General features: G+C 69.1%; 8 protein-coding genes. 5 read left to right on the plus strand and 3 right to left on the minus strand.

Going from position 1 to position 13,382, the window contains the following annotated elements:
- Positions 1-11: 11 nt before the first annotated feature.
- Positions 12-797: an SDR family oxidoreductase gene (locus BLW75_RS38305; RefSeq protein WP_034319243.1), complete on the minus strand. Its 786-nt coding sequence runs from the start codon at positions 795-797 to the stop codon at positions 12-14.
- 351 nt (positions 798-1,148) lie between these two features.
- Between BLW75_RS38305 and gltB the strand changes: the two genes are divergently transcribed.
- The 3 genes from gltB to BLW75_RS38320 all read left to right on the plus strand — a co-directional run bounded on the left by gltB (position 1,149) and on the right by BLW75_RS38320 (position 8,902).
- Positions 1,149-5,717 (plus strand): glutamate synthase large subunit, encoded by a 4,569-nt coding sequence (gltB, locus tag BLW75_RS38310; RefSeq protein WP_034319240.1) that lies wholly within the window; start codon positions 1,149-1,151, stop codon positions 5,715-5,717.
- The gene (locus BLW75_RS38315; RefSeq protein ID WP_034319237.1) at positions 5,710-7,218 is read left to right on the plus strand and encodes a glutamate synthase subunit beta; all 1,509 of its coding nucleotides are present in this window, start codon (positions 5,710-5,712) and stop codon (positions 7,216-7,218) included. The genes gltB and BLW75_RS38315 overlap by 8 nt, the downstream gene beginning before the upstream one ends.
- A gap of 289 nt (positions 7,219-7,507) precedes the next feature.
- Positions 7,508-8,902, plus strand: coding sequence for an alpha/beta hydrolase (locus BLW75_RS38320; protein WP_034319413.1), 1,395 nt, complete (start codon positions 7,508-7,510; stop codon positions 8,900-8,902).
- Here BLW75_RS38320 and BLW75_RS38325 read toward each other — a convergent pair whose 3' ends face one another.
- Positions 8,903-9,319: a hypothetical protein gene (locus tag BLW75_RS38325; protein WP_241783930.1), complete on the minus strand. Its 417-nt coding sequence runs from the start codon at positions 9,317-9,319 to the stop codon at positions 8,903-8,905.
- 131 nt (positions 9,320-9,450) lie between these two features.
- Between BLW75_RS38325 and BLW75_RS38330 the strand changes: the two genes are divergently transcribed.
- Together BLW75_RS38330 and BLW75_RS38335 are read left to right on the plus strand one after the other, a co-directional pair.
- A complete protein-coding gene (locus tag BLW75_RS38330) occupies positions 9,451-10,383 on the plus strand; it encodes a trypsin-like serine peptidase (RefSeq protein ID WP_034319231.1) in 933 nt (310 codons plus the stop codon).
- 78 nt (positions 10,384-10,461) lie between these two features.
- The gene (locus tag BLW75_RS38335; protein WP_034319228.1) at positions 10,462-11,853 is read left to right on the plus strand and encodes a class II 3-deoxy-7-phosphoheptulonate synthase; all 1,392 of its coding nucleotides are present in this window, start codon (positions 10,462-10,464) and stop codon (positions 11,851-11,853) included.
- A 54-nt stretch (positions 11,854-11,907) separates the two neighbouring features.
- On the opposite strand, the gene BLW75_RS38340 is transcribed toward BLW75_RS38335, so the two are convergent.
- Complete coding sequence (locus BLW75_RS38340; RefSeq protein ID WP_198935807.1) at positions 11,908-13,212, minus strand: wax ester/triacylglycerol synthase family O-acyltransferase; 1,305 nt, start codon at positions 13,210-13,212, stop codon at positions 11,908-11,910.
- Between the last annotated feature and the right edge of the window lie 170 nt (positions 13,213-13,382).

The raw sequence follows: 13,382 nt of genomic DNA on the forward strand, positions 1-13,382 counted from the left end.
GCGTTCGCCTCCTACAGATCGGGCAGACCGAGTTCCAGGTTCGGAGCCTGCAATCCACCGTCGACTTCGATGATCTTGCCGGTGACGTACCGGCCCGCGCCCGACGCCAGGAACACGACGGTGGCCGCGATGTCCTCGGCCTCGCCGATCCGGCGCAGGGGAGTGGCGGCCTCCATCCGGCCGCGCAGCTCGTCGTTGCCCACCACCACTTCGAGCGCGGAGGTCGCCACCGAGCCGACCGAGATCGCGTTCACCCGCACCTTCGGCGCGAGATCGGCCGCCGCGAGCCGGGTGTAGTGCGCCAGCGCGGCCTTCGCCGTCCCGTACGCGGCGAAGCCACGGCCGGTCACCCGCCCCATGACCGACGAGATGTTGACGACCGAACCGCCCGTCTCCAGCAACGACGGGGCCGCCGCGACGGTCAGCGCGTGGGCGGTGGAGACGTTGAAACGAAAGGCTTCTTCGAGGAACTCGGCGGTGGTTTCCAGCAGCGGCCGTGGATAGGTTCCGCCGACGTTGTTGACGACCAGGTCCAGCCGCCCGAACTCGGCCGTCGCGATCCGCGCCAGCTCACCCGCGGTGGCCGGGTCGCTCAGGTCGGCGGGGACCACGTGCGCGCGGCGGCCGGTGGCGGCGACCAGGGCGGCCACCTCGTCGAGCTGGGTTTCGGTGCGGGACGAGATCACCACGTCGGCACCGGCCTCGGCGAGCGCCACGGCCGTCGCCGCGCCGATCCCGCGTCCGGCGCCGGTGACCACGGCGACCTGGTCGGTGAGCCGGAAACGGTCCAGGATCATACGCGGAACTGTAACAGGTTCTAGTTGACCTGGCTCTGGCGTGCGAAAGCCCCCGGGAGTGACTAGGGTCGCCTCATCGCCTCATCGCCTCATCGCCTCATCGCGTCTCGTGACATCCCGGAACGGGACATATACTTAGCGGAACGAACTACTGCGACCTCATCAGGAACTGTGTCGTTCCGGGCGTTCATATCGTTACCCATCGGCGGGCTTTCCCGCCCGCCGAACTGATGCCGACGTGTTTCACAGGTGTTAAAGTCGCGCTAACGAACGGGCCATCGTCGTCCCGTGCGCATTCCCCCGGCCGGCCCCGCCCGGCCGCTGAGCACAGACGACGAAGGAGGTCCCTTCATGATCTTCTCCGCCATTCCAGGCAAACAGGGTCTCTACGATCCCGAATCCGAACAGGACTCCTGCGGTGTGGCCATGGTGGCCGACGTCCGCGGGCGGCGTTCGCACGGCATCGTCACCGACGGCCTGTCCGCGCTGACCAACCTCGATCACCGCGGCGCCGCCGGCGCGGAGCCGACCAGTGGTGACGGCGCGGGCATCCTGCTGCAGCTCCCGGACGAGCTGCTGCGGGCCGAAGTGGACTTCATCCTGCCCGAGGCGGACGCCGACGGTCACCAGACCTACGCGACCGGGATCGGTTTCCTGCCCTCGGACATCGAGGAGCGGACCAAGGCCATCGCCCTGATCGAGCGGATCGCCGATGAAGAGGGCCTCGACGTCCTCGGCTGGCGTGAGGTCCCGGTCGACGCGGACCGCGCCGACATCGGCCCGACGGCGCGTTCGGTGATGCCGCATTTCGTGATGCTGTTCGTCGCGGGCGCCGAGGCCGACGGGCGATGTCCCTCAGGTCTTGAGCTGGACCGCCTGGCCTTCTGTCTCCGTAAACGCGTCGAGAACGAGAGCGTGACCGCGGGCTGCGGCACCTACTTCCCGTCGCTGTCCTCGCGGACCATCGTCTACAAGGGAATGCTGACCCCCGAGCAGCTCCCGCTCTTCTTCGCCGACCTGACCGACACCCGGCTCACCAGCGCCATCGCGCTCGTGCACTCCCGGTTCTCCACCAACACCTTCCCGTCGTGGCCGCTGGCGCATCCGTTCCGGTTCGTCGCGCACAACGGCGAGATCAACACCATCCGGGGCAACCGCAACCGGATGCGCGCCCGTGAGGCGCTGCTCGAATCGGACCTCATCCCCGGCGACCTCACCCGCCTGTATCCGATCTGTTCGGCCGACGCGTCGGACTCCGCCTCCTTCGACGAGGTGCTGGAGCTGCTGCACCTCGGCGGCCGGTCGCTGCCGCACGCGGTGCTGATGATGATCCCCGAAGCGTGGGAGAACCACACCGGGATGGACGCACAGCGTCGTGCGTTCTACCAGTTCCACGCCAGCCTCATGGAGCCGTGGGACGGCCCGGCCTGCGTCACCTTCACCGACGGCACCCTCGTGGGTGCGGTACTGGACCGCAACGGCCTGCGCCCCGCCCGATGGTGGCGTACCGCGGACGATCGCGTCGTGCTGGCCAGTGAGGCGGGCGTCCTCGACGTCGCCCCCGCGGACGTCGTGGCCAAGGGCCGCCTCAAGCCCGGCCGCATGTTCCTGGTGGACACCGAAGCCGGCCGGATCGTCGACGACGAAGAGGTCAAGTCGGAGTTGGCGAAGCAACTCCCGTACGAGGGCTGGCTGCACGCCGGTCTGCTGCAGATCGCCGACCTGCCTGACCGCGACCACATCGTGCAGAGCCACGATTCCGTGCTGCGGCGCCAGCTTTCCTTCGGCTACACCGAAGAAGAGCTGAAGATCCTCCTCGCGCCGATGGCGGTGAAGGCGGCCGAGCCGATCGGCTCGATGGGGTCCGACACCCCGCCCGCGGTGCTGTCGCAGCGTTCCCGCCTGCTCTACGACTACTTCAAGCAGAACTTCGCGCAGGTCACCAACCCGCCGCTGGACGCGATCCGCGAAGAGCTCGTCACGTCGATGAGCCGGATCATGGGGCCGGAGCGGAACCTGCTCGCCCCCGGCCCGGCTTCCTGCCGCCACGTGCAGCTGCCGTATCCGGTGATCGACAACGACGAGCTCGCCAAGCTGATCCACATCAACGACGACGGCGACCTTCCCGGCTTCGCGTGCAGTGTCCTTTCCGGACTGTACGAAGTGGACGGTGGTGCCGACGCGCTGGCGTCTGCGATCGAGCGCGTCCGGCGCGAGGCATCCGAAGCGATCGCGGCGGGCGCGCGCACGCTAGTGCTGTCCGACCGCGACTCCGACCACCGCATGGCGCCGATCCCGTCGCTGCTGCTCGTCTCCGCGGTGCACCACCATCTGGTGCGCACCAAGGAAAGGCTCCGCGTCGCGCTGGTCGTCGAGACCGGTGACGCCCGCGAGGTCCACCACATCGCGCTCCTGCTCGGCTACGGCGCCGCGGCGGTGAACCCGTACCTGGCCTTCGAGACCATCGAGGACATGATCTCGACCGGTGGCGTCACCGGCATCGAGCCCGCCAAGGCGATCCGCAACTACGTCAAGGCGCTCGTGAAGGGCGTCCTGAAGATCATGTCCAAGATGGGCATCTCGACCGTCGGCGCGTACACCGCGGCGCAGGTCTTCGAATCCTTCGGCCTGGCCCAGGATCTGCTCGACGAGTACTTCACCGGGACGTCGTCGAAACTCGGCGGCGTCGGGCTGAGCGTGCTCGCCGAAGAGGTCGCCACACGTCACCGCCGGGCGTACCCGGACAACCCGACCGACCGGGTCCACCGTGGACTCGAGACCGGCGGCGAGTACGCGTACCGCCGCGAGGGCGAACTGCACCTGTTCACCCCGGAGACCGTCTTCCTGTTGCAGCACGCGACGAAGACCGGCCGGGAAGAGGTGTACAAGAAGTACTCCGACGAGGTGCACCGCCTGTACCGGCAGGGTGGCGCGCTGCGCGGGCTGTTCTCCTTCCGCGAGGGCGCGCGCGAGCCCGTCCCGCTGGACGAGGTCGAGCCCGTCGAGGCGATCTTCAAGCGCTTCAACACCGGCGCGATGTCCTACGGCTCGATTTCGGCCGAGGCTCACGAAACGCTCGCCATCGCGATGAACCGCATCGGTGGCCGGTCCAACACCGGTGAGGGCGGGGAAGACCCCGAGCGGCTCTACGACCCGGCACGGCGCAGCGCGATCAAGCAGGTCGCGAGCGGCCGGTTCGGCGTCACGAGCGAGTACCTGGTCAACGCCGACGACATCCAGATCAAGATGGCGCAGGGCGCGAAGCCGGGTGAGGGCGGGCAGCTACCGCCGAACAAGGTCTACCCGTGGATCGCACGCACGCGGCATTCGACGCCGGGCGTCGGGCTGATCTCGCCGCCGCCGCACCACGACATCTACTCGATCGAGGATCTGGCACAGCTGATCCACGACCTCAAGAACGCCAACGAAAACGCCCGCATCCACGTGAAGCTGGTGTCCTCACTCGGCGTCGGCACGGTCGCGGCGGGCGTGTCCAAGGCGCACGCGGACGTCGTGCTGATCTCCGGTCACGACGGCGGCACCGGCGCCTCCCCGATGAACTCGCTCAAGCACGCGGGCACCCCGTGGGAGATCGGACTCGCCGAAACGCAGCAGACGTTGCTGCTCAACGGTTTGCGCGACCGGATCACCGTGCAGGTCGACGGCGCGATGAAGACCGGCAAGGACGTCGTCATCGCCGCGCTGCTCGGCGCGGAGGAGTACGGCTTCGCTACGGCGCCGCTGATCGTCGAAGGCTGCGTCATGATGCGCGTCTGCCACCTCGACACCTGCCCGGTCGGCGTCGCGACCCAGAGCCCGGAGCTGCGCAAGCGGTACACCGGCCAGGCCGACCACGTCGTGAACTACTTCCGGTTCGTCGCCGAAGAGGTCCGGGAAACGTTGGCGGCGCTCGGTTTCCGCACCCTCGACGAGGCCATCGGGCACGCCGAGATGCTGAACACCGACGAGGCGGTCGAGCACTGGAAGGCCTCCGGTCTCGACCTCGCGCCGATCTTCGAGATGCCGACGGAGACCCCGTACGGCGGGGCGAAGCGGCGCACGCGAACCCAGGACCACGGCCTGGAGCACGCGCTCGACCGGACGCTGATCCAGCTCGCCGAGGCGGCGCTGGAGGACGCGCATCCGGTGCGGCTCGAACTGCCGGTGCGGAACGTGAACCGGACCGTCGGCACGCTGCTCGGTTCCGAGATCACCCGCCGCTACGGCGGCGAAGGTCTGCCCGAGGACACGATCCACGTGCTGCTGACCGGTTCCGCCGGGCAGTCGCTCGGCGCGTTCCTGCCGCGTGGCATCACGCTCGACATGGTCGGCGACGCGAACGACTACGTCGGCAAGGGCCTTTCGGGCGGGCGGATCATCGTGCGCCCGCATCCGGACGCGAAGTTCGCCGCGGAAGGCCAGACCATCGCCGGGAACACGCTCGCTTACGGTGCCACCGGCGGCGAGATGTTCCTGCGCGGCCAGGTCGGCGAGCGGTTCTGCGTGCGCAACTCCGGCGCGGTGGTCGTCGCCGAGGGCGTCGGAGACCACGCCTTCGAATACATGACCGGCGGGCAGGCCGTGGTGCTCGGCCCGACCGGGCGCAACCTCGCGGCGGGCATGTCCGGCGGGGAGGCCTACGTGCTCGACCTCGACCGGGGCAAGGTCAACGAGGAGATGGTGAATCTCCAGACCCCGTCGTCGGACGACCTCGCCTGGCTCAAGAAAACCGTGCAGAAGCATTACGACCTCACACGTTCGGCCGTGGCCGCGTCGCTGCTCGGCGACTGGCCGCGTCGCTCGGCGGCGTTCACCAAGGTGATGCCCCGCGACTACCAGCGTGTCCTTGACGCGGCGAAGGCGGCGCGCGCCGCCGGCCGCGACGTCGACGAAGCGATCATGGAGGCCGCTCGTGGCTGATCCGACGGGTTTCCTGAAGTACGAACGCGAAGAGCCGAAGAAGAAGTCCAAAGAGGACCGTCTCGCCACCTGGGGCGAGGTGTACGCCGAGGTGGCACCCGCCGAGCGCAACGAAGAGGTGCGCAAGCAGGCCACGCGGTGCATGGACTGCGGCATCCCGTTCTGTCATTCCAGCGGTTCAGGTTGCCCGCTGGGCAACCTGATCCCGGAGTGGAACGACCTCGTACGCCGCGGCGACTGGGCCGCGGCGAGCGACCGGCTCCACGCCACCAACAACTTCCCCGAGTTCACCGGGAAGCTCTGCCCCGCGCCGTGCGAGGCGGGTTGCGTCCTTTCGGTCTCGCCGCTGTCCGGCGGTCCGGTCGCGATCAAGCGGGTCGAGCAGACGATCGCCGACCAGTCGTGGGAAGCGGGCTACGTGCAGCCGCAGATCTCGGCGGTGTCGTCGGGGCAGCGGGTCGCGGTCGTCGGTTCCGGCCCGGCCGGGCTCGCCGCCGCGCAGCAGCTGACCCGGGCCGGCCACGAAGTGACCGTCTACGAGCGGGACGACCGGCTCGGTGGCCTGCTGCGGTACGGCATCCCCGAGTTCAAGATGGAGAAGAAGGTCCTCGACCGTCGGCTCGCGCAACTCCGCAAGGAGGGCACGAAGTTCGTCACCGGCTGCGAGGTCGGCGTCGATCTGACCGTCGAGGAACTGCGGGCGGGCTACGACGCGGTGGTCCTCGCCGTGGGCGCGCTGCGCGGCCGCGACGACACGACGACGCCTGGCCGCGAGCTGGCCGGGATCCACCTGGCGATGGAGCACCTGGTCCCGGCCAACAAGTACGTCGAGGGCGACGGCCCGTCGGCGGTGGACGCGGCGGGCAAGCACGTCGTCATCATCGGCGGCGGTGACACCGGGGCCGACTCGTACGGCACCGCGACCCGCCAGGGCGCGCTTTCGGTGACCCAGCTGGATCAGTATCCGACGCCACCGTCCACAAGGGACGACGAGCGGTCGCCGTGGCCGACCTGGCCGTACATCCTGCGCACCTACCCGGCGCACGAGGAGGCGGGCGAGCGCAAGTTCGCCGTCGCGGTCACCCGGTTCATCGGCGACGACGAGGGCAACGTGCGCGCGGTCGAGCTCCGTCAGGTCCGCGTGGTCAAGGACCCGGAGACCGGCAAGCGCATGGTGACCCCGGTCAACGACGAGGTCGAGGAACTGCCCGCCGACCTCGTGCTGCTCGCGATCGGGTTCGAGGGTGTCGAGCACATGCCGCTGCTGGACGGGCTCGGGCTTTCGCTGACCAAACGCGGCACGCTCTCGTGTGGCGCGGACTGGCAGACCTCCTCGCCCGGCGTGTTCGTCTGCGGCGACGCGCACCGCGGCGCGTCGCTGGTCGTGTGGGCGATCGCCGAGGGACGCTCGGTGGCGAGCGCGGTGGACGCCTACCTGACCGGTGCCTCGGACCTGCCCGCTCCGGTGCACCCGACGGCGCTGCCGCTCGCGGTGGTCTAGGTCCGGACAGCGTCGCGACATGGGCGGGCCGGTGGAAGGCTCCACTGACCTCCGGTAGCGCGGCACGCGACTGGACGGACGACACGACTGGCGGCCGGGGTATGCCGGGTGTCGTCCCTCTGGACTCGCGTGTCGTCCGTCCAAGCACGTGTGTCGTCCGTCTGATCACGCGAACAGACCGCTCGCGAGGCCCAAGACCGACGTCAGGCCCCGTTCCTCCCGAAGGTGGAGCCCCCGGATCATGCTCCGGGCCGACGCGGTAGGCGGCCGGCCACGCCAGGCTTTCGACATGAGAAAAACGTTGGCGATACTGGCTTTCCTGCCACTGACCATGGCCGTCCCAGCGACCGCCGACGCGGCCCCGGCGCTGAAGTGGACGTCACCGTGCCCGGACTACGGCGTGACACCCTCACCGACCGAGGGCCTCGAATGCGCGAGACTCAAGGTGCCGCTGGACTACGCCGACCCCGGCGGGCGGACCATCGAACTCACTGTTTCCCGTAAGGCGAGCACCTCGCCCCAGCGCCGAGGTGTGCTGCTGATGAACCCCGGCGGCCCCGGGAGCCCCGGCCTGGCGATGCCCGCGCAACTCGCGCAACGACAGGGACAGTCCGGCCTGCTCGACAGTTACGACGTCATCGGTTTCGACCCGCGCGGGACCACCTACAGCACGCCGGTGACCTGCGACCTCACCGAGGAACAGCGGTTCATCCTCGTCGGCCCGTACGCGGAAGGCCCGCGCGACGTCGCCGAGAAGGCGGCGAAGTCCCGTGTGGTGGCGAAGCAATGCGCCGAGTCGAAGACAGCGGATCTCCTGCCTCAGATGACCACCGCCAACACCGCGCGCGATATGGACCGGATCCGCGAGGCGTTAGGGGAGGGGAAGATCTCGTACTACGGCGTCTCGTACGGGAGCTATCTCGGTGCCGCCTACGCGTCGATGTTCCCGGCGCGCACGGATCGAATCGTGCTGGACAGCCTTCTCGGTCCCGACGGGCTGGACGTCCGGGCGCACCAGCGCTTCGCGGACGGCTTCGATGACCGCTTCGGCGACTTCACGGCTTGGGCGGCGGCACGGGACGATGTCTACCACCTGGGGCGGACACCGGCCGAGGTGACGGCGAAGTTCGTCGAACTGGCCGAAAAGCGCCCGGGAATCCGAAGCGACACCTGGGGAGCGCTGTACGACGACGCGAACTTCCCGGGTCTCGCCGAGAAATGGTCCGCTCCGACAACGAAGGCGCGGGGCGGGCCGCTCGACTCCGACAACCACGCCGCGCTCCAGCTTCAGGTGCTCTGCAACGACTCCGACTGGCCGGAAAACATTCGCTACTACCAAAAGGCGGTCGAGCGGGCCCGCGTGACGCACCCGATGTTCGGCCCTGCCTCCGCGAACATCACCCCCTGCGCGTTCTGGCCGGTCGAACGCCGCGAACCGCCCGTGCGGATCCACGACCGCGGTCCGTCGAACATCCTGCTGGTACAGAATCTCCGCGACCCGGCGACACCGCTCGTCGGCGCCCGTGAAATGCGGGCGGCGCTGGGTGCGCGGGCGAAGTACGTCGCCGTGGACGCCGGCGGGCACGGCGTCTTCACCCAGGAGAACGCCTGCGGGAACGACGCCGTCGTGCGCTATCTGCGGGACGGCGACCTCCCGGCCGCCGACACGCTCTGTCCGGCTTGATCAGGAGAACAGGAAGACGATCAAACCGATCCAGCCGAGGCCGCCGGCCAGGATCCCCAGCAGGATCCCGGCGGCGGCTTCGGCGAAGGTGTCTTCGCCCAGCTTGACGCGGGCCCAGCCCAGCCAGGCCACCAGCAGTCCGCCGAGCAGCATCACCGGCCCGAAGGTGAACACCAGCACGGTGACCGCGGCGGATTCGGGCGACGTGTACGGCGAAATCCCGAAGCCGGATGCGCGCTTTATCGACCACCCGACGGCGAGGGTCACGAGCGCCGAACCGAGCAGCGCCAGAAGCGACGGCCAGACGAGGCCCTGGCCGTCACCGACCACGATCGCGATCGGTGCCAGGAGCATCCAGGCGATCGGAGCCACGAGATGCGTGCCCAGCCGCGCGAAGCCGTCCACAGATATCCCCACGAGCAAGATTAACTCGCCGCGTGCGCCGTATTTGGGCCGAACGGCCGCTTGTACGCCCGGTAGCAGGACAAATACTTTCGAAATGTCGTGCAAGTCATACGGCGATTCACGGTGGCGAAAGGTGGTACGCCATGAAGAGGACGGCTTCCCGGACGGGGATCCTGGCGGCGCTCGTCGGGCTGGCGGTGACGGCGCTGACCGCCGTCGCGAGTCCCGCGCACGCCGGACCGGTCCAGCATCAGGCAGCGACCGACGCGCAGGCTGTGGCGGCCTATTGGACGCCCGAGCGGATGCGGTCGGCGGTGCCGATCGAACGGCTGGTCCAGGCGCCCGCCTTCACCCCGAAGGAGGTCGCGAAGGGCAAGAGCACGATCATCCAGAGCATCCCGAACGGTGGCGGCGCGTGGACCGGGGCCGGCAAGGTCGTCCAGACCGCGGGCCGGGTGTTCTTCACCATGGGCGGGCGGAACGCGTCGTGCTCCGGTGACGCGGTCACCAGCGCCAACGGCAGTGTCGTGATCACCGCCGGGCACTGCGTGAAGTACCAGGGCGCCTGGCACACGAACTGGACCTTCGCGCCTGGCTACGACAACGGCAACACGCCCTACGGCACGTGGGCCGCGAAGAGCACGCTGACCACGCCGCAGTGGGAAGCGAGCGAGGACATGAACTACGACATCGGCGCGGCCGTGGTCAACCCGCTCAACGGGCAGAAGCTGACCGACGTCGTCGGCGCGCAGGGGATCGCGTTCAACCAGGCGCGCAACCAGTCGATGTACACGTTCGGGTACCCGGCGGCGGCCCCGTACGACGGCTCGAAGCTGATCTACTGCAGTGGGAGCACGTTCACCGACTTCCTGCTCACCAAGGACCACGGGATGAACTGCAACATGACCGGCGGTTCGAGCGGCGGCCCGTGGTTCCTCAACTTCAGCGAGGCGACCGGCGCGGGCGTCCAGGCCTCGGTGAACAGCTTCGGCTACACCTTCCTGCCCGGTTACATGTTCGGCCCGTACTTCGGCACGGACGCGCAGAACCTCTACAACAAGGCGCAGGCCGCCTGATCAGCCCGCCGCCCGTCCACGTTTTGGGACTTTCGTCCCGGTGGGCGGGCGGCTTTCGGCGCGGCATATCCTGGTCCGGTGAACTGGACAGTGGACGTTCCCGTCGACACGCTCCCCGAACTGCCTCCTCTGCCTCCCGAGCTGCGTGATCGGCTCGACGACGCGCTTTCCCGGCCCGCGGCGCAGCAGCCCGAGTGGCCGGACGCCGAGCTGACGAAGCGTGTCCGCGGCGTGCTGGAGAGTGTGCCGCCGATCACCGTCCCCGCCGAGATCGACCGTCTTTCCGACCGGCTCGCCATGGTCGCCCGCGGCGAGGCGTTCCTGCTTCAGGGCGGCGACTGCGCGGAGACGTTCGAGTCGAACACCGAACCGCATATCCGCGCCAACCTGCGCACCCTGCTGCAGATGGCCGTCGTCCTCACCTACGGCGCGAGCCTGCCGGTGGTGAAGGTCGGCCGGATCGCCGGCCAGTACGCGAAGCCGCGTTCGGCGTCCACCGACGCGCTCGGCCTGCCGGTGTACCGCGGCGACATCATCAACTCGCTCGTCGCCAAGCCCGAACTCCGCGTGCCCGACCCGGGCCGGATGATCCGCGCCTACGCGAACGCGGGCGCCGCGATGAACCTCGTCCGCGCGCTCACCGGCGCCGGCATGGCGGACCTGCACCAGGTGCACGACTGGAACAAGGACTTCGTGAAGTCCTCGCCCGCCAGCGAGCGCTACGAGGCGCTGGCCTCGGAGATCGACCGCGGCCTGCGGTTCATGTCGGCCTGCGGCGTCACCGACACCTCGCTCCAGTCCACCGAGATCTTTGCCAGCCACGAGGCGCTGCTGCTGGACTACGAGCGTTCCATGCTGCGGATGGACCGCGCGGACGCGGCGAACCCCAAGCTGTACAACCTGTCCTCGCACTTCCTGTGGGTGGGCGAGCGGACCAGGCAACTCGACGGCGCGCACATCGCCTTCGCCGAACTGCTGGCCAACCCGATCGGCCTCAAGATCGGCCCGACGACCACGCCGGAGCAGGCCGTCGAGTACGTCCGCCGCCTCGACCCGCGCAACGAACCCGGCAGGCTGACGCTGATCGCCCGGATGGGCAACGGCAAGGTCCGCGAGGTGCTGCCCGCGATCGTCGAGAAGGTCGAGGCGTCCGGGCACAAGGTCATCTGGCAGTGCGACCCGATGCACGGCAACACGCACGAGTCCTCGACGGGCTACAAGACCCGGCACTTCGACCGGATCGTGGACGAGGTCCAGGGCTTCTTCGAGGTGCACCGCAAGCTCGGCACATACCCTGGCGGCATCCACGTGGAGCTGACCGGCGAGGACGTCACCGAATGCCTCGGCGGCGCGCAGGAGATCTCGGATCTGGACCTTTCCGGCCGGTACGAGACCGCGTGCGACCCGCGCCTGAACACGCAGCAGTCGCTGGAGCTGGCGTTCCTGGTCGCGGAGATGCTGCGCGGCTGACGCGCCTCGTGAGTGGCAAGGACGGTTCTAACCGTCCTTGCCACTCACGAGCTGTCAGGCGGTGTCCAGCAGTCTCGCGGCCGACTTGAGTACCCCGTCCCGCAGCGAACCCACGTCCGAAACCGCCGCCCCGTTCGCCTGAAGTCCGATGTGGACCGAGTCGCGATAGGTCGCCACCGCGATGCCGACCGCCTGCCGCGGCGCCAGCGGCACGAACGGGTACACGCCGGCGACCTTCGTCCCATCGAGGGTGAGCCGGTTGGGCGGCACCGGCACCGTGGTGATCACGAGGTCGAACAGCAGCGGCGCGGCCAGCCCGGCGGCCTTGGAACCGAGCCGGTGCAGCATCGAGGGCATCCGGTCGGCGAGCAGCGGGAACGCGCCAGGTCCCCGCGCGGGGCCCGCCGCCTTGTTCCGGCTCATTTCGCGTTGGACGGCCAGCAGCCGCTCGGCCGGATCGTCGAGGCCGACCGGCAGTTCGCAGAGATAGCCGGACAGCTTGTTCCCGCCGAGTTGCTCGGCGGAGCGCCCGCGCACGCTGACCGGGATGAGCGCCCGCAGCGTCCGGTCGTCGGCGCGCTGGCCGCGGTTGATCATCCACTCGCGCAGCGCGCCGCTGAGGATCGCCAGCACGACGTCGTTGGCGGTCCCGCCGTGGGCCCGGCGGATCCGCCGGATCTCGGCGGTGTCCAGCCGGACGAGGCCGAGCCGTCGTTCGGTCGACGGCGGCGCGCTGATCGGCGACAGCGGCGAACGGGTCGCGCGGACGACCGAAGAGGCGATCCCGGCCTGTGCCAGCGTCGAGCCGACGGCTTCCTTGACAGCGTCCACAGGGGAGCGGGGCGCGGGCGGCACGGACCCGCTGTGCGGACGCCTCGGCGCGCGCGGGAGTTCGTCGAGCAGGCCGACGGCGACGGCGTACGCGCCCGCCCCGTCGGTGAGGGCGTGGTGCAGTTTCAGCAGCAACGCGAACTCGCCGTCCGGCAGGCCGGTGACGAGATGCAAGTCCCACAAGGGTTTTCCGGTGTCGAGCGGCCGCCCCATCCAGTGCGAGGCGTAGGCGGACAGCGGGTCCGGTTCGTACAGGGAGCTCAGGTGATGATGTGAAATATGTTCACTGGCAACGAAATCCGGGTCTTCGGCCCAGACGGCGGCACCGGGCGGGAACAGCGCGGTACGGGGGCGCTGACGCAGCTTCGGAAGCCGTGCGGCCCGCTCGGCCAGCAACGCGGTCAGCCTCCGCGCGTGCACCTGCCCGTGCGGGCGGAAGGTGACCACCGCACCCATGTGCATGGGCGTCGTTTCGCTTTCCAGGCAAAGGAAAGCGACATCGAGTGCGCTCAGCTGGGGGCCTGACATAGTGACCTTTCTCGGAACCGGGGGCGATGGCACAACTGCACCAGCCTGACATGACGAGCGGGTGGTCGTCATGTTTCAGTGGCGCTAACTACTGCTGGTTTCACTCGAACGATGGGATCACGCTCGGACATGGACCACGGCTGTGCGGCAGATGGTGGACAAGTGCGTCC

It is taken from the genome of Amycolatopsis lurida, assembly GCF_900105055.1.
GTDB classification, from domain to species: Bacteria; Actinomycetota; Actinomycetes; order Mycobacteriales; family Pseudonocardiaceae; genus Amycolatopsis; species Amycolatopsis lurida.

Excerpts from the sequence above, each read along its gene's own strand:
- BLW75_RS38305 (WP_034319243.1), bottom strand. The coding sequence starts at position 797 with ATGATCCTGGACCGTTTCCGGCTCACCGACCAGGTCGCCGTGGTCACC.
- BLW75_RS38340 (WP_198935807.1), bottom strand. The coding sequence starts at position 13,212 with ATGTCAGGCCCCCAGCTGAGCGCACTCGATGTCGCTTTCCTTTGCCTG.
- BLW75_RS38320 (WP_034319413.1), top strand. The coding sequence starts at position 7,508 with ATGAGAAAAACGTTGGCGATACTGGCTTTCCTGCCACTGACCATGGCC.
- gltB (WP_034319240.1), top strand. The coding sequence starts at position 1,149 with ATGATCTTCTCCGCCATTCCAGGCAAACAGGGTCTCTACGATCCCGAA.
- BLW75_RS38330 (WP_034319231.1), top strand. The coding sequence starts at position 9,451 with ATGAAGAGGACGGCTTCCCGGACGGGGATCCTGGCGGCGCTCGTCGGG.